Source organism: Acinetobacter marinus, from assembly GCF_900096915.1.
In the GTDB taxonomy this organism is placed as follows: Bacteria; Pseudomonadota; Gammaproteobacteria; order Pseudomonadales; family Moraxellaceae; genus Acinetobacter; species Acinetobacter marinus.
Genome location: NZ_FMYK01000003.1, coordinates 457,512 through 474,881, shown reverse-complemented (window position 1 = coordinate 474,881; position 17,370 = coordinate 457,512). Strand labels below are relative to the sequence as shown.

Annotated in this window: 13 protein-coding genes; 3 read left to right on the top strand and 10 right to left on the bottom strand. The window is 42.2% G+C overall.

The annotated features are described in order from the left end of the window. Positions 1 to 27 precede the first annotated feature (27 nt). The 4 genes from BLQ60_RS08215 to BLQ60_RS08200 form a co-directional block, all read right to left on the bottom strand. Entirely contained in the window at positions 28 to 447 is a 420-nt protein-coding gene (locus tag BLQ60_RS08215; RefSeq protein WP_143005203.1) for a hypothetical protein, read from the bottom strand. Beyond that, complete coding sequence (locus tag BLQ60_RS08210) at positions 444 to 2,831, bottom strand: fimbria/pilus outer membrane usher protein (RefSeq protein ID WP_171259079.1); 2,388 nt, start codon at positions 2,829 to 2,831, stop codon at positions 444 to 446. Before BLQ60_RS08210 ends, BLQ60_RS08215 begins: the two co-directional genes overlap by 4 nt. A gap of 11 nt (positions 2,832 to 2,842) precedes the next feature. Then, positions 2,843 to 3,568 (bottom strand): fimbrial biogenesis chaperone, encoded by a 726-nt coding sequence (locus BLQ60_RS08205; RefSeq protein ID WP_092618612.1) that lies wholly within the window; start codon positions 3,566 to 3,568, stop codon positions 2,843 to 2,845. Between the two features lie 122 nt (positions 3,569 to 3,690). Continuing rightward, the gene (locus tag BLQ60_RS08200; RefSeq protein WP_092618609.1) at positions 3,691 to 4,158 is read right to left on the bottom strand and encodes a hypothetical protein; all 468 of its coding nucleotides are present in this window, start codon (positions 4,156 to 4,158) and stop codon (positions 3,691 to 3,693) included. A 320-nt stretch (positions 4,159 to 4,478) separates the two neighbouring features. Here BLQ60_RS08200 and BLQ60_RS08195 point away from each other — a divergent pair, with 320 nt between their 5' ends. Beyond that, positions 4,479 to 6,107, top strand: coding sequence for a long-chain-fatty-acid--CoA ligase (locus BLQ60_RS08195; protein ID WP_092618606.1), 1,629 nt, complete (start codon positions 4,479 to 4,481; stop codon positions 6,105 to 6,107). Between the two features lie 101 nt (positions 6,108 to 6,208). On the opposite strand, the gene BLQ60_RS08190 is transcribed toward BLQ60_RS08195, so the two are convergent. Continuing rightward, entirely contained in the window at positions 6,209 to 8,323 is a 2,115-nt protein-coding gene (locus BLQ60_RS08190) for a TonB-dependent receptor (protein WP_244515995.1), read from the bottom strand. Between the two features lie 255 nt (positions 8,324 to 8,578). Here BLQ60_RS08190 and trmA point away from each other — a divergent pair, with 255 nt between their 5' ends. Continuing rightward, positions 8,579 to 9,673: a tRNA (uridine(54)-C5)-methyltransferase TrmA gene (trmA, locus tag BLQ60_RS08185; RefSeq protein WP_092618600.1), complete on the top strand. Its 1,095-nt coding sequence runs from the start codon at positions 8,579 to 8,581 to the stop codon at positions 9,671 to 9,673. A gap of 3 nt (positions 9,674 to 9,676) precedes the next feature. Here trmA and chrA read toward each other — a convergent pair whose 3' ends face one another. The 5 genes from chrA to BLQ60_RS08160 form a co-directional block, all read right to left on the bottom strand. Next, positions 9,677 to 10,861, bottom strand: a complete 1,185-nt coding sequence (chrA, locus tag BLQ60_RS08180; RefSeq protein WP_092618597.1) for a chromate efflux transporter — start codon at positions 10,859 to 10,861, stop codon at positions 9,677 to 9,679. Between the two features lie 147 nt (positions 10,862 to 11,008). Next, positions 11,009 to 12,541: a pyridoxal phosphate-dependent decarboxylase family protein gene (locus tag BLQ60_RS08175; protein WP_092618594.1), complete on the bottom strand. Its 1,533-nt coding sequence runs from the start codon at positions 12,539 to 12,541 to the stop codon at positions 11,009 to 11,011. A 1-nt stretch (position 12,542) separates the two neighbouring features. Then, on the bottom strand, positions 12,543 to 13,919 hold the full coding sequence (locus BLQ60_RS08170) for a diaminobutyrate--2-oxoglutarate transaminase (RefSeq protein ID WP_092618591.1): 1,377 nt from the start codon (positions 13,917 to 13,919) through the stop codon (positions 12,543 to 12,545). Positions 13,920 to 14,278: 359 nt separating this feature from the next. Further along, a complete protein-coding gene (locus tag BLQ60_RS08165) occupies positions 14,279 to 14,479 on the bottom strand; it encodes a hypothetical protein (protein WP_092618588.1) in 201 nt (66 codons plus the stop codon). Positions 14,480 to 14,627: 148 nt separating this feature from the next. Continuing rightward, a complete protein-coding gene (locus tag BLQ60_RS08160) occupies positions 14,628 to 15,650 on the bottom strand; it encodes a DUF4424 family protein (protein ID WP_378235207.1) in 1,023 nt (340 codons plus the stop codon). A 334-nt stretch (positions 15,651 to 15,984) separates the two neighbouring features. Between BLQ60_RS08160 and ahcY the strand changes: the two genes are divergently transcribed. Then, positions 15,985 to 17,367 (top strand): adenosylhomocysteinase, encoded by a 1,383-nt coding sequence (ahcY, locus tag BLQ60_RS08155; RefSeq protein WP_092618585.1) that lies wholly within the window; start codon positions 15,985 to 15,987, stop codon positions 17,365 to 17,367. Positions 17,368 to 17,370 lie beyond the last annotated feature (3 nt).

Genomic DNA, 17,370 nt, shown 5'->3' with positions numbered 1-17,370 from the left:
CTGCCTCAATTCATGCCACTATTGACATCAGTATTCAATCAAGATGCGTATATTATCCCGATACGTTCCTGCGGGAGTAATCGCAGTAATCGGCTCGATTAACGTGGCAGTCACCACATAATGATGCGTGATATTTTCTTGTTGGCTGATCGGCGTCGCCCATGTGATATGGCGATCACCTTGCGCACTGAGTTTGGTTCTGATTTTATGTTTGCCTGAGCTGAGATAGCTGATGCCATCACTGCGACTTTGATGACTATTGAATGAGATATTAAAGGGTTGTGGACATTTGACGGAAAAAGCCATATTGCTCGAATTATGTTGCTCTGGTAAAAGTTCAAGCTGATTCGATGTGATCTGTGAAATCTCACAACCATTTGCCCAAAGCTGGCTACAGCACATCATGCTCAGTAGGTAGCTCGTACAGACTCTCATCATTTTGTTCATTTTCCCGCTCCTGTCAAACACGTCACCTCAATGACTTGCCCTATATCTAGGCTTGTAGATTGAGCAGTTTGGTGTTGGAAATGACATTGTGAATCTACCCCAGTCTGAACGGAAAACGCATGATTAATATTTGGGATAATTCCGTATAAAGTGACTAGCCCTGCTTTACCAACTGGACTCAAATCCAATCCATTTTGATCAACTGACAATAGACTGCCAACAGGGATCTCTTTGCCATCTTCAGCAACAATCCGAAATGTAATTTCACGTGTTTTCACCACTGGAAAATCCAGTACATAGCCACGTGAAGGGAGTGGCACAAGCGTTTGTTTGGTCGTAGATACTTGATCTTCGATTTCCAGCTGATTCGGATTGAAGGATAAGACTTGTTGGGTATATGGAATCAAACGATGTACAAATAGCGTGCCATTTTTATTGGTTTTGCCAATGAAAGTATTATTACGAAACACATCAATATTTGGTGAATCTTCTATACGAATCAAACTAAATGGATAATCCACAGCTTTGGTAAAATTAAACGCTCCGCCCAGCCAAGTAAGCGCCCCTTTAAAATTCGCTTGATAATTCCGCCGCTGTTCCGATTGATAATATTTTAAGGTCAAATCACCCAAATTACTTTTCAGCCGAGTTTGTGCATTGGCAGCATAATCATCCGAAGCATTGCCTTGCGATGCTGTTGTTCCATGTAACTTAGCAACACCAATATCATAATCTATGCCAACATGTTCAGCATCTGCTTTGGTAAAATTTAGCGTGGTTGCATCCTGATCATGATTGAGATAAGCCGAGCGCTTTTCATCAAACTGGTAGGTCAATGCCAAGTCAAAGCTCACATCATCCTCAGTATGGCGCTCATGTTGTACGCCATAATTGAAATATAAATTCCGACTTAATGCTCGCCCACCACGTATCGCAAAGATTTGGCTTTCTTCAGTATTCGAGTTTTTATGCGGAATCCGCTCGATATAATTTAAAGAGATATTGCCAAAAAATGGCACTTGGTTAAAACCGATATAGGCAAGGCTTTCTCGTTCTGAGACTTCAGCCCCTTGCTCCATCCCAAGCATTTGATAGTCTTGGCTATAAAACTGTGTATTTGCGCCGATATTATATCGTGCCGTATTCTTCTCAAAACCGATACTCAGCGTATGCCCATCTCTAGAATATCCAGAACTAGCATCAGCATGACTCCAGCCAGCACCGAGATCAAGCACCCCAAAATGGCGAATATAATGCGTTGAAAGTAGTCCAGCATTTTGAATATCATCACTATATTGTATTGTTCCGCCCAAACTCCATTTGGAAGTCATGCCTTTTCGATAATAGGCGCTGGCAAAACTTTCTCGATAGTCATCGCTATCTTGATCATAGTTATAGCGAATTTTCCCTGCTGAAAATTGATAATCGGCAAGATTTGGACGCAACAATCGATCCGATACAAATAATTCAATATTCTGCACTTGGCGATTACCCAAGATATCCTCAACCACCAGTTGTGCTGTGCCATCGCCATTGAGAAATGCACCACTTTCGATATTAAATTCGCCTGGATTGACTCGACTATTATAACTTCGCACTCCATTGATATATAAATCAACCGTAGACGGCGTTAGCGCACTGCCTTGTATTTGCGGAACATTCCAATAAACAAAACCTGGTCTACTGATAAAATTGGTGCCGTACTGCACCCCTGCAAAATAAAAGCCACGTGTATTGGCAGTCGACGCTGTGGTGATGTCGCCAAATTGCAAGGTGCTCATGTGTTGAGGATATTCGATGCTGAGATTGCTGAATAAGCGTGTGGTATCTCGATTTTCTTGTTGATTAAATTCTTCACGTTTAGTCAGCATGGCATGGGTAAATAGTGCATTTTTCCAAAATACGCCGAGTTCATTGCGAATATTCAACATGGAATTATCTGCTTGACGGGCATGCTTGGCATAGTAGGCTTCATAGTCCAGATAAGCACCAAATGGGGCGGGTGTGGTGATATAGCCTTGATATTTATTCAATACTTGATTTGATGAGAGCCCAGAAGCGGGTAAATTGATTTGAAGCGTTTGGCTAGAATCATCAATCTGACTCGTCAAGCCTGCATGATTGACATCGCAATATAAGGTGTTTTGAATGGTTTGCTGTTTCAGCTGTGCAATATCAATAAACGTGCCATCTAAGTCGACACATGCCACCCAAATACTGTGTTCAGTTTTTTTAAAAATCACATCTCGTTGCTGATCGACTCCATTGACCCAAAGTTGCATCAGATATTCTTCTGAATGAGATATTGCTACATCTGCGGCGAAAGACACTGTGCTAGGATAGATTTGGCTGATGATGAGCAGTGCCAGTAATTTCTTTTTCATGACCATCACCTCTACTCATTGATATGGATGATGAGTGGCTCAACGATTTGATCTACTTTGACGATTGCTTTGAGATTTTTACTCGACTTGATATTTCCAAGGTCAAAAGCAAAACTTTTATGCGCCAATATATACTTCATACTGTCATATTGAGCTACAGTCTTCTCATTCGTATCAACGACTGTTATTCCCATCGTTTTGATATGCACATCGTTTTGATTGATTATTTTCAGCTGACTGATTTGCCCCGCATTTTGAATAATTTCTGCACCTAAATTTGGTGCCTTTTCATTGGGTTTTGCTGTAACGAATAAAGGAATGCTCATATCAACACTGACTTGAATACCGTTTGCAGTCAGTGGTGTCGGAATCTCTTGAAATAAGATGCGCCAACTTTGCTCATCTTGGATATTCATTTTTTCGATAGCTTGACGAAAGCCGATGCGAATCGTTTGTTTTTCTCCACTAGCCAAATTAAATGTTTTGGGATTCATCACCAATTCGTTACTAGGCTCGAGTTGCTCTTCGCCCTGTTCATTTTGCGTCCATTTATATGCGGTGAGCTCATAGTTTCGAGGATAGTCTTCTACACCATTGTGCAAAGTGATGGTGGTACTACGCACATGATTCTCAGCATCCACTTCCAAAATCACTGGACTAATATTGACGCCTGCATAGACGGGTTGCATCAGCACAGCAAACAAAAAATACATTGTGCTCAATTTATAGTTTGTCATAATTCGCCCCGCTTCAATTTTCGATCATTTATTGATTATTCTAAAAAAGACTCCTCTTAACGGATTAAAAAGAGTCCATCGTCATTTTGCGTCTGATATTTTGAAAATGAAATGTTGTCGCCTTAGTAGGTTACAGTGATACGGTAGTTATCACGATATGTGCCCGCAGTGGTGGTCGGCGTAATCGCATTTTGCAAAGATACACTCATGGTAAAGGTATCCACGCTACTACCAGGGAAACTCACACCTGCTGCATGTTGAATGCCTACTGAAGTGCCTCCTGGACCAGTCGTTCCCATGCCAGTCACTAAGTAGTTGCCTGCTGAAGATTTTAGGTGCGTTGCCCAATCGGACGTCAAATAATTATCCGTCATGGTCGAAATGGTGTAACCCGTATTACAAGTGACAGTGTAAGATGCGGAGACATTAGACCCATCTGAAGGAACCAATACCGTACCTGCCTGATTATCGATTGTGCATAATTTTGGAATGGTTAATTTTAATGGGATGGTTGATTTCACAGTTGCAGCTTGTGAGACACCGCAAATACCCACGCTCAAAACACATAAAAGCAATTTATTCAGTTTCATTTTATTTACTCCGTGATTATGGTGATAAATCCTGTTGACCTATCGATATCTATTTAAATAGATTATGATAATGAGATACATCCCCAATTCTTGGTATTTTGATCTCTCAATGCTGTGTCGCCTGCTTTAGAGCCCACTTAAAAGTCCGTATATTGATTGATCGCAATCCAATGTCTCTGATTTCGCCATACATTTTTAGAGCATTTTTCTGTAATATTTTGCAATGCTTGCAGTGCTTTTGGAAGATTTTGCCTATTGCCACCCCATCACTTCTCATGCAAAGTAAAGGCACAAAATGTTAGACACACAAGGAAGTCAATATGTTTGGACAAATGATGCATCGCCCATTAATGATTAGCAGTTTGATTGATCATGCGGCACAGTACCACGGCGATACACAGATCATTTCCAAAGAAGTCAGCGGGGAATTTACAACAACCAGTTGGGGTAAAGTTGCACAAAACTCAAAACGCCTCGCCAATGCGCTGAGTCGATACAATTTGCAACTCGGTGATCGCTTAGCCACCATCGCATGGAATAACTATCGCCACCTCGAAACATGGTATGCCGTGTCGTGTAGTGGTTACGTCTGTCATACCATCAACCCTCGCCTTTTCCCAGAGCAATTGGTATTTATTATCAATGATGCCAAGGACAAAGCGTTATTTTTTGATGTGACTTTTTTACCGCTGATCGTTGCGATTAAGGACAAAGTCCCAACTGTTGAAAAGTTTATTTGCTTAAGTGGCAAAGACGAAAAAGTCTTGGCAGCTTTGCCTGATGTCTTGTTTTATGATGATCTAGTTGCCAGTGAATCGGATCAGTTTGAGTGGCCTGAGCTGGATGAGAATACCGCAAGCTCGCTGTGCTACACTTCAGGGACTACAGGCAATCCTAAAGGCGTGCTTTATAGCCACCGTTCGACCATGTTACATGCCTTTGGTATTGCGGTGCCAGACTCGCTGAATCTTTCCGCCAAAGACGTGGTACTCCCTGTTGTACCGATGTTCCATGTCAATGCGTGGGGGATTCCATACGCCACGGCGATGACTGGTAGCAGTCTTGTTCTGCCGGGTCCAAATCTGGATGGTGATAGCTTAGTCAGCCTCATTGATGATTATAAAGTCACTGTTGCGCTTGGTGTACCGACCATTTGGCAAGGTCTGCTTGCGGCAGCGGCAAAGCGTGACACGACGCTGGAAAGCATGAATCGTAATGTCGTTGGTGGTGCAGCCTGCCCGCCTGCCATCCTAAAAACCTTTAAAGATAAATATCACTGCGAAACCATCCATGCTTGGGGTATGACTGAAACCAGTCCACTCGGCACAGCCAACCAAACCAAAGCAAAACATGCCGATTTACCTGAAGTAGAACTTGAAAAACTCCGTCTTTCTCAAGGTCGTCCTGTGTTCGGTGTGGAGATTCGTGTCGTCGATCCAGATGCCAACAATCAAGTCCTACCAAATGATGGTCACAGCCAAGGTAATCTGCACATTCGAGGACATTGGATCGTCTCCGAATACTTTAATAAGGGCGAGTCTGCACTAACCGAAGATGGTTGGTTCGATACGGGTGATGTCGCAACCATTGATCCCGATGGCTTCTTGGTGATTCGAGACCGTTCAAAAGACTTGATCAAATCTGGTGGTGAATGGATTTCTTCGGTTGAGCTTGAAGGCATTGCCATGAGTCACCCTGAGATTCGTATGGCAGCTGCGATTGCCGCCAAACATCCAAAATGGGATGAACGTCCAGTGTTGGTTGCCATTAAAGAAGAAGGTAGCAACATCGATGAAGAGGCGATCAAAGCCTATTACCAAGGGAAAATTGCCGATTGGCAGATTCCAGATCGTGTGATCTTCGTTGATGCCATTCCAATCAACGGTACTGGAAAAATGGTCAAATCAGAATTACGTGATCAGTTCGGTGACGTCTTACTGACTGCATAATTTCTCACACATCATTATTTATCTTCGGATACAACAAAGCGACCATGATGGTCGCTTTGTTATTGCGTTGATGTCAATTTTAAATTAATTCATATGAACGATTAAAAATTGAAGGTCACACCTGCGGTATACGTACGCCCTTCGCCGATAATGGCATAATTATTACCAAACACACCCGCCCAGTAGTTCTTATCAGTAATATTATCCACACCAACACGGAATGTCGTACCCACACCACCCAGTGATGTTTCATATTTCGCACCCAAATCAACGATGGTGTAGTCAGGCAACTTGATGGTATTTGCTTGGTTCAAATACTGCTCTCCGACATAGGTTGCATGAGTATTGACACTTAATCCTTCCACAAATGGAATATCATAATTCAAAGTTAGACCTGCGGTAAAATGTGGGATGCCCAACACATCATTGCCTTCATTACTCGCTGCTTTAGTATATTCCGCATCAATATAAGCCAAGCTACCAAGGATACTCAAGTCTCGTGTAATATCACCTGTTAAAGTCCATTCCACACCACGAGAGCGTTGCTCGCCATCTTGGGTCAAGTAATCACCATCAGAACGTGTTTCAACCAGACTTGCGGCTTTTTCGATCTGGTAAATTGCCAGCGTATTCAGCCATGAACCTGATTGATATTTTGCGCCGACTTCATACTGCTTGGTGACATAAGGATCTAATACCTCGCCCTCATTTACATACGCTGAACCAACAGTCCCACCATTGGTTAAACCTTCAACATAACTGGTATAGATTGAAAAATCTTCGCCAAATGGTTTAACCACGATAGCAGCACTTGGCGATACACGATCACCTGAGTAACTGGTATTGGTGAGATGATTTTTAATATCCATATCTTGATAACGTGCACCCAAAATCACTTGCAACTTATCATCCAACATCGACATTTGATCGGTTAGCGCATAGCTTACAAATTGATTGTCATCATAACGATAAATATCAGGCGATGTAGTCTGTGCATACGTTGTATTTGGCGTATAAATATCTGTCAATACCAATGCTGAAGACGAACCCGTTGTTTGATACTGGAAAGATTCTTGTGACAAATAATCCGCACGTAATCCAACGGTATGTTGAATTGCTCCTGTATTGAATTTACCTTCAAAGCCCATATTGGCAGTGACATCGATCTCAGTCTGCGGTTGATCGTAGTAGTTGATTGAGTATGCGCCATTACGATAATTTACTCGTGTACCAAACATCTGTCCTGAATGCGATTTTTCAGCATAGCCACCGCCTGCATAGACTTTAAAATCTGGACTAAATTTGTATTCACCACTCAGTCCCACATAGTTACTTTTGATATGTCCAAACAAGTAAGGTAGATAATTGGTATCACCTTCAGGCGCAGACGGTGTACCTTGATTCTCATAAGCCGCCAAAGAAATCATCGCAGGTGAACCGCCCTGACGATCTTGCTTCACAGAGAACGCATCAAAATTAATTTTTAATTTATCGGTCGTATAGTCTAAAGCCACAATGCCACTGACATTGGTATCTTCCATACCTTCAATAACATGCTCGCCATCACCATAGTATGCACTGGTGCGAATACCGAACTGATCTTCTTCACCGAGGCGGCGTGCGATATCAAAACCTGATTTATAATAACCACCATCTTCGATCGATGCGGATACTTCGGTGAGGTCTTCTGTGGCACGTTTGGTATTGGCACTGACTTTACCACCGACACCACCCGTTGGCGACATGCCTGACACCAACGCATTCGGCCCTTTAATCACTGTCACTGAATCCAGCAAATCTGTTGGCGTATTACCAAATGGTTGCATTCCGTACTGTCCATTCAATGCAATTTCATCATGATTGACTTCAAAACCACGAATGGTCAAATTCTCCATCATATGTCCAGAGTTGGTAGTCGCACGAATACTCGGATCATTTTTCAACACTTCAGCAACGGTCGAGGCTTGTTGATCTTCAATGCCTTTTGGGGTGTAGGTTAAAATCGAGAAAGGCGTGTCAATTAACGACTTCTCACCCAAAATACCAAGGTCGGAGTTTTGCGCAATCTTGCCCTCATCATAGGTTTCCACCACGATCGTTGGCAAAACATTGACTGTATCTTCTGCAAACACCACCACAGACGACAACGACAAACCAATAAAGATAGAGTGTTTAATCGCAACACTCAGAGGAGAAAGCATAGAGATTTTACGCATGGCAAAAACCTTAATCGAGTCACAAATGAAAATAATTATCCTTAACACTTGTATACCTTGTCAATCAATTTTGATACATAAAGATACAGTTGTTTCAAAAGTTTACATTTAGCAAGATTTAATTCTCATTCGTTATGCAGGAATACTGACCTCAATTGCTTAGAGAATAATTTTTGTGTCCGAGCGAACCGTGCCTTTTGATGATTTTTTTGCTACTATCTGCCCGCCTTATTATCAAAGATTTTCAGCCTCGTTATGACCGTGAATTATCAGCAACAACTCGAATTTAAAGTCCAACATTTGCTTGCGCAGTTTGCTGAATTTGACATGCCCGAGATTGAAGTCTTCGAGTCGCCTGAAAGTCACTATCGCATGCGTGCCGAGTTTCGCATTTGGCATACGGATGACGATCTGTTTTATGCCATGTTTGAACGTGATGAGGAAGGTAAAAAACAAGTCGTTCGCATTGATGATTTTCCAACCGCTACCCAGTCGATTAACGATCTGATGCCGATTGTATTGGCAGAAGTGAAAGCCAATCCGCTGCTCGCCGAGCGTTTGTTTGAAATCGACTTTTTGGCATCAAAACATGGGGAAATGTTGGTGTCGATGATTTACCATCGTAAGCTCACTGATGCTTGGACTGAACAAGCCAAAACTTTACAAGAAAAGCTCAACATTAAAATCATCGGTCGCAGTCGTGGGCAAAAAATCGTTTTGGCTGATGATTTTGTCATTGAAAAGCTCATGGTCAATGGTCGTGAATTTACCTATAAACAAATCGAAAATGGCTTTACTCAGCCCAATGCGATTGTCTGTGAAAAAATGCTGTCATGGGCATGTGATGTGGCACAAGAAAATCAGACAGACTCACCCACTGATTTATTAGAACTGTATTGTGGTAATGGGAATTTCACCTTGCCATTGTCATTGCATTTTAGAAATGTGCTTGCCACAGAACTCGCCAAAAGCTCAGTCTACGCTGCCAAATGGAACATGGCTGACAATCAGGTTGAAAATATTCAACTTGCACGTTTATCTGCAGAAGAATTTACCGAAGCCTATCAAGGCAAGCGTGAATTCCGTCGTTTAAAAGAAGAAAATATTGAGCTGTCGAATTATCAATTTGATACGGTTTTTGTTGATCCACCACGTGCAGGGATAGATGACGACACACTGACCTTAATCGCACAGTTTCCGCAAATTATTTATATTTCCTGCAATCCTGAAACGCTGTATGACAACTTGCAGACTTTGAGTGAAACCCATGACATCAAACGCTTTGCCATGTTTGATCAGTTCCCATTTACTCATCATGTTGAATCAGGCGTGCTCTTAGTTAAGAAGTAATTTTTAAATGACTGCGGACATGATGTACGCATAACTTAAACTGGCGAGCATCAAAGCCCAAATCGGCAAACGTCCTGTATAAAACATCGCAAAAGCAATGATCAGGAAAATACCATCAGCGATTGAATCAACTGCTTTTGGAAGCATATTTTGAATCAACATCAAAATCAGCAAGGCAATCACCCCTGCACTAATCCCCTGAAACATAGCTCGTAAATATTTATTTTTTGATAAATAACTCGTCATCGGCAATGCGCCAATTAAAACTAATGCTGCAGGTAGAAATATTGCAAGAACCGCAAATAATGCAGCAAACAAACTTATTGATGGAAAAGCTGTCGCACCGAGAAATGCACTAAAATTAAATAGTGGTCCTGGCATCGTCTGAATCACACCATAACCTGTCATGAACTGATCTTGACCAACAAAGTTTTGCTGAACAATGCTCTGCTCCAAAAGTGGTAACACCACATGACCACCACCAAACACCAATGCACTGGCTTGATAAATCTCATAAAAGAAATTGGCAGGATGATCAGCTGACAGAAATGTCGATATTAAAATCGGCGTAATAAATAAGGTTAAAAAAAACACAATGAAAGTAAAAACAGCAACTCGTTTAGACACTGGAAATTCGAGTTGTGCTAATGCTGAATAAGATTGTTTATAGAAAAATATTAGCCCTAAAATCGCAGCAATTAAAATCAGAAATAATTGATTCAACTCACTAAACACCAAACCAACTGCTATCAAGATAATCACAATGGCGTAATGAAATTTAGTTTTGCAGATTTGCCGACTCATCATCACAACCGCATGGGCAACGATCACCACGATCGCAAGTAACAAGCCTTTTAGAATCATCGCATTGGATAACCAAGAAAATTGACTCAAACTAATGGCGAGAAAATACATTAAGATCGCCCCTGGCAGAGTAAAACCAAGCCAAGAAGCAAATGCGCCCAAATAACCTGCTCGATGCATTCCTAGCCCCAAGCCGACTTGGCTACTACTTGGACCAGGTAAAAACTGACACAGTGCTACCAATTGCAGATATTGTTCTGCACTCATCCAATGTTTTTGATCAATAATTTTTGTTTGAAACAGTGCAATATGTGCCGCAGGGCCGCCAAAAGAGATACAACCTAAATAGAAAAATAATCGAAAAATTGAAAATGGCGTGTCCATATACTTGTGCGATTTTGATCAAACCAGTTAACTTAAAGCATATATATGACATTGCGGTGAATACAATCTTTAAACTTAGTCAGGACTTAGACTCGCATTAAAAAAGACCGCCGAAGCGATCTCTTTAGGTTGTAGATTTTCCATCAATCAATCGATTGCAGGTGTATAACGCCCAAAGGCAATATCATCTTTAATACGATCAGATTCAGCTAAAACCATATCGAGCAAATGCTTCACATTGTCGAGTGTTGCAACAGGGCTGAGTGTGGTCATCTTCAAGGATTGATGAGTGCCAACCTTAGTTACACCAATGTTTGCCTCGCCACGTGCAAAGAGTTCATCCGCCACGTTTTGGTTTAAGCTATCAATGAACTGCGCAGGATAGCCATTTGGCACCACACGGAACAACACCGACGCAAACTGTGGCTCAACCAATAATTCTAAACCATCAGTCGCCTTGATATAATCTGCAACTTCACGAGTCAGTTTCACACCATGATCAATCATTGAGCCATAGAGTTCTTCACCCAATGCTTCAATAGTCATCCACAATTTCAACGCATCAAAACGACGTGTGGTTTGTAATGACTTCGACACCAGATTCGGCACACCATGCTCTTCATCATAAGCAGAATTAAGATACTCCGCTTCATAATGCATAAAGCGATAGTTGGCTTCATCTTTGAGCAAGAATGCACCACAGCTAATGCTTTGGAAATAATGCTTATGGAAATCCAAAGTCACCGAATCTGACAATTCAATACCGTCTAACATCGAACGGAATTCATTGGATAAAACTAAAGCACCCCCCCAAGCGGCATCGATATGCATCCATGCGCCATACTTATTGGTAATGTCACGGATTTGCTTGAGTGGGTCAATCGCCCCTGCATCAGTTGTCCCTGCAGTTGCGACCACACATGCCACGATTTTGCCTTCAGACTGTAGCAATGCCATGGTTTTTTCCAGTGCATCGACATCCATCTGTGCTTTATCATTGACAGGTACAGTCACCACCGACTGAAAGCCCATGCCCATCATCGCCATGTTCTTTTGCACAGAGAAATGTGCATTTTCAGAACAGATGACTTTGACGTTTTTCATCGCTTCATTCGGTACGCCATCACGCTGAACTGACCACGGTTTACCGTGTTCATCTTTCCAGTTTTTAGCGATACACCAGTCACGTGCAAGCAATACACCCATCAAGTTAGACTGCGTTCCACCAGAGGTAAACACCCCTGCTTGACCTGCGCCATAACCGACTTTTTGACGAAGCCAATCAATCAGCTGCACTTCCATCAATGAACCCGCAGGACTTTGATCCCATGAATCCATCGACTGGTTGGTTGCATTAATCAATACTTCGGCGATTTGACTAGTCACCATGGTTGGGCAATGTAAATGCGCAAGCGAATGCGGATGATGCACTTTCAAACTTTTATTAAGGAAAAGTTCGACCATACGTTGTAATGACGCTTGCACACCCAAACCATCTTTAGAAGGATTAAAGGCAATGGCACTGCGAAGTTCTTTAATGCTTCCGCCAGTGTACATTTTGTCATTTTGCAACCATGCTGCAACCGCTTTGGTTGCTTGTTCCATTGCCGACTCATAGTCCGCAATGGATTGTGCATCGTTACACAACAAGGCACGGCGATGTTCTGCGAAGTCCACCATATTATGCGCCTCGAACATAAGTCAGTGCTTCAGACACCGCTTTCTTAAAGCGTTTGATCACTTCTTCACATTCTTCACGAGTGATGATCAATGGGCAAAGCAAACGAATCACTGTACCGCCACGACCACCTTTTTCAAGCATCAGCTTATTTTCAAAACATGCACGTTGGATTTCTGCGGCAAGTTGTGAATCGGCTGGGTATGCACCCAAATGATTGGCTTCTTGACGCTCATCAACGATCTCAATACCGATCATCAGACCACGACCACGCACATGACCGATACATGGCAATTCTTGCTGTAATTTTTTCAATTCAGCTTGGAGATACTCACCTTGAGCCTGTGCATTTTCAGCCAATTTTTCAGATTTAATGGTATTTAACGTCGCAAGACCTGTACCCATCGCCATTTGGTTACCACGGAAAGTTCCCGTATGACCAGCAGGTTGCCATGAGTCAAACTTACGTTTAATCGCCAGTACCGCAAGTGGCAAACTACCACCAACTGCTTTAGACATCACAATCACATCAGGTTCGATACCAGCATGTTCAAAGGCAAACATTTTACCTGAACGAGCAAAACCAGCTTGCACTTCATCCAAGATCAATACGATATTGTGTTTTTCAGTCACTTCACGGATTTTTTGCAACCATTTGGTTGGCGCAACAACCACACCGCCCTCACCTTGAATGGCTTCTAAAATCACGGCAGCAGGACGAGTCACACCACTTTCGACATCTTGAATAAAATCTTCAAATAAATAGGTTAAAGCATCAACACCCGCTTCACCGCCTAAACCAAGTGGGCAACGGTATTCATGCGGATATGGCATAAATTGCACGCCTGGCATCAAGTTGTTGACTGCATTTTTTGCACTCAAATTCCCTGTCATCGCCAAGGCACCATGCGTCATCCCATGATAGCCACCAGAGAAGCTCACCACTGTGCCACGACCGGTATAGGTTTTAGCCAGTTTAATTGCTGCTTCAGTCGCATCAGCCCCTGTAGGACCACAGAACTGTAGGCAATATTCTTCCTGACCACCTGGCATATGCGCAAGCAATGCTTCGGTAAAAGCATCTTTTAGTGGGGTAGTTAAATCAAGCGTGTGCAACGGCAAACCGCTTGCAACGGTGTCTTGAATACTTTGGATGACCGCAGGATGGTTATGACCTAAGGCCAAAGTCCCTGCACCAGCTAGACAGTCGAGGTACTCATTGCCCTCAACATCAGTGACCCAACAGCCTTTTGCTTTCGCAATTGCCAAAGGTAATTTTCTCGGATAACTACGAACATTGGATTCCATCTGACTTTGGCGAGTCAAATAATATTCATTAGTTTTGGCAGGTGTTTGTGGATCGTTTGCAGATACGCTCATATCGGATTACCATCTCAGATAAGGGTGTAAGAAATATAAGTTATTATTCAACAACTTATTCCAAGTAGCTAGTTTAGGATTCGTCAACAGTGACGTGCTGTCCTAGGTCGCCGATCATACCGATTTTTTTTGGAAAAAAAACAGTTTTTTGATCATGTCTGCATAAAAAATGAAGTCTTAACATTTTCTGCATGGCGATTGCACAGTCTAACAATGATTAGCTAAAAATAAATGACAATATGAAAAAATAAACAAAAAAGTGCGACACGGCGCTAGACTAAAATTTCTCAAGCAACTAAACACGTTAAATCATTTACGCATTGCGTGCTCATGAAAAAATCAGCTCAAATTTATTGCGACTACATATACGCCCAAAGCACATCCTCATCATCAGTTTTTAATAAGAATGTGTGCGCATTATCGCTTTTGACCACGACACGATCATTGATGACGAGCAACACTTTGAGCAAAGTCCCCTGATCATAATGTATATCTTGTGCACCGTCCTTTGACATGGTCAAATCATCCTTAAGTACAATTAATTCACACGCATGTTGCATGATCGAACTCCTTAAGCTGACTGAAGAAAATTGATGTTTCATGTTAAAATTCAATCTGCTGAAAAACGACTTCACTGCGTGCGCAATTTGAGGGAGTTTCGTGAAGAAAAACGAAAATGAACGCAAAAAGATCACCAAGAGTCACAAATCATTGCGCAACTTTACGTTGAATAAAAATCAGATCGAGATCTTGTTTGGGTTTAAAGTTTTTCTCAGTGATTTTAAATTGTGTCGCAGAGATTTTTTTGACCTCAGCACCCGACCAGCATAAAGACAGCATTTCATCAGGATCACGTTCAATGGTGACGTTAAAAGTATCAATCGATTTTGCCCAGTTTGCGCCCGTTTTCAAGATATAAGAAAGCCCCGAATAGACGCCGTAACTATCACCACGATCGATGACTTTTTGAATATTCTTGTCGACACAATGCGCTTTGGCAATCTCCTCACCTAAGCCGAGCGATCCACCAACCAATGGCTGATATTGATGGGAAATTTTCGTAATCGTATTCGCCTTGAAGGTCTGCTGCCAACTATAAATAATCTGCGACTGCCAACGCACCGTATCTTCATCTTGAATCGCCAACAATTGTTTGACTTTGGGATGGGTACAGTTGGCAATTTTTTGATTGACTAGAACCTCATCATTGATATTTTCAGTCTGCCACGGCTGCATCAACTCCTTATCGGTCAGTCCGCAACTTTTAAGTTCAGCCGTAACGTCACCTTGAAAATCACCATCGTTGACATATTGCGCTGTGGTACTCGGCAAAAAAGCACGCACATGGATGTGTGGTTGGATCTTTTTCCCGTCAGCCACTACAGTAAAACTATTCACCATCCCTACAACATCGGCATAATCCGTTTCGATATAGTTTTGCACTTTGGGCAGTGGAAATAAGATATTTTCAGTGAGATTGCGCTTGCTCAAATTTTTAAATTGATAATCAACTTTGATTTTCTTTTTGCTCAAATACAGATCTTCTCGTTGCATTTGAATGTTATTGTTTTGAATATATTGAATCCCACCTGTTCCGATATAGCCCACGCTGTCATTGGCATAAACAGGCATGGTGAACAGTGGCACAGTGAAAAATGGTATGCTAAAAAGTGTACCAACAAATGCCACAGCCAACGGCTGTTTTACTAAGCGACGATTCTTCCTGATCATTTTTCCCTTCCTATTTATATTCCTAGTTTTAATCTGCATCAGATGATGTTGCAATCGAATGCATCACAATTTGAGTTTAACCAATCCACTGGTCACAGTTTGCAATTTCTTGTGAAATTTAACGATTTCCATTGGCTTTAAAAACGATTCTCAGTACAATATTGCCTAGTCGAGGGATGCTGCGACTTTCTTAGAGTTGAATACAATGATTCGCTTTAAGATCGCTAGGCTCGACCTTCACATGCTCGCTTTTTCTCAATCTCGCGCATCTGAAAATAATCAATAACGGCATCCGCGAACAGAATGATCATCACCAAAATATTAGGAGATCCTGATGAACGCGGTTAATCCTGCATTTACAGATTATAAAGTTGCCGACATTTCACTTGCTGATTACGGTCGTAAAGAAATCAAACTTGCTGAAGCAGAAATGCCTGCCCTGATGGGGTTGCGTAAACGCTACTCAGCGGCGAAACCACTTGCTGGTGCAAAAATCCTTGGTTGTATTCATATGACCATTCAAACTGCGGTTTTGATCGAAACTTTGGTCGAGCTCGGCGCAGAAGTACGTTGGACGTCATGTAACATTTTCTCTACCCAAGATCATGCAGCAGCGGCAATTGCAGCATCTGGCGTACCTGTATTTGCGTGGAAAGGCGAAACCGAAGAAGAATATGTTTGGTGCTTAGAACAACAAATCAATGCCAATGGTACGCCTTGGGATGCCAACATGATTTTGGATGATGGCGGTGACTTAACGGCGCTTGTTCATGAAAAATATCCAGCTGTCTTGGCAAAAATTCACGGTATTACCGAAGAAACCACCACAGGTGTGCAACGTCTTTTAGAAATGTGGAAAGATGGTTCACTGAAAGTACCTGCAATCAACGTCAATGATTCAGTCACTAAATCTAAAAATGACAACAAATACGGTTGTCGTCACTCGCTGAACGATGCGATTAAACGTGGTACAGATATGTTGTTATCTGGTCGTCGTGCATTGGTGATCGGTTACGGTGACGTAGGCAAAGGCTCTGCCCAATCACTTCGTCAAGAAGGTATGATTGTCCGTGTCACTGAGGTTGACCCAATCTGTGCAATGCAGGCATGCATGGATGGTTATGAAGTGGTTGCACCATACAAAAACGGCGTGCAAACAGGTAAAAAAGAAGACATCAACATTGACCTTCTTCAAAATACTGACCTTATCGTGACTACAACAGGTAACTACCACGTATGCGACGCTGCAATGTTAGATACATTAAAAGCGGGTGCAGTGGTGTGTAACATTGGTCATTTTGATACTGAAATCGACACCAACTACTTACGTGGTTATAAATGGATTGAAGTGAAGCCACAAGTGCACCAAGTCTATCGCTCTGAAAACGAAAATGATTACCTCGTGCTCCTTTCTGAAGGTCGTCTGGTGAACTTGGGTAATGCAACTGGTCACCCATCACGTGTGATGGACGGTTCGTTTGCCAACCAAGTTTTGGGTCAAATGCACTTGTTCGCTGAAAAATTTGCTGATCTTGCGGAAGATCAAAAGCAAGCGTCGATTCGTGTCGAACTTCTACCGAAAAAATTAGATGAAGAAGTGGCTGCAGCAATGGTTGCAGGTTTTGGTGGCGTCTTGACGACTTTAACGCAGGAACAAGCAGACTACTTAGGTGTGGCTGTTGAAGGTCCATTCAAATCGGATGCATATAAATACTAATCG

Coding starts and splice junctions, on each gene's coding strand:
- BLQ60_RS08190 (WP_244515995.1), bottom strand. CDS start 8,323: ATGCGTAAAATCTCTATGCTTTCTCCTCTGAGTGTTGCGATTAAACAC.
- BLQ60_RS08210 (WP_171259079.1), bottom strand. CDS start 2,831: ATGAAAAAGAAATTACTGGCACTGCTCATCATCAGCCAAATCTATCCT.
- BLQ60_RS08215 (WP_143005203.1), bottom strand. CDS start 447: ATGAACAAAATGATGAGAGTCTGTACGAGCTACCTACTGAGCATGATG.
- trmA (WP_092618600.1), top strand. CDS start 8,579: ATGACCGTGAATTATCAGCAACAACTCGAATTTAAAGTCCAACATTTG.
- chrA (WP_092618597.1), bottom strand. CDS start 10,861: ATGGACACGCCATTTTCAATTTTTCGATTATTTTTCTATTTAGGTTGT.
- BLQ60_RS08165 (WP_092618588.1), bottom strand. CDS start 14,479: ATGCAACATGCGTGTGAATTAATTGTACTTAAGGATGATTTGACCATG.
- BLQ60_RS08195 (WP_092618606.1), top strand. CDS start 4,479: ATGTTTGGACAAATGATGCATCGCCCATTAATGATTAGCAGTTTGATT.
- BLQ60_RS08175 (WP_092618594.1), bottom strand. CDS start 12,541: ATGGTGGACTTCGCAGAACATCGCCGTGCCTTGTTGTGTAACGATGCA.
- ahcY (WP_092618585.1), top strand. CDS start 15,985: ATGAACGCGGTTAATCCTGCATTTACAGATTATAAAGTTGCCGACATT.
- BLQ60_RS08200 (WP_092618609.1), bottom strand. CDS start 4,158: ATGAAACTGAATAAATTGCTTTTATGTGTTTTGAGCGTGGGTATTTGC.
- BLQ60_RS08205 (WP_092618612.1), bottom strand. CDS start 3,568: ATGACAAACTATAAATTGAGCACAATGTATTTTTTGTTTGCTGTGCTG.
- BLQ60_RS08170 (WP_092618591.1), bottom strand. CDS start 13,919: ATGAGCGTATCTGCAAACGATCCACAAACACCTGCCAAAACTAATGAA.
- BLQ60_RS08160 (WP_378235207.1), bottom strand. CDS start 15,650: ATGATCAGGAAGAATCGTCGCTTAGTAAAACAGCCGTTGGCTGTGGCA.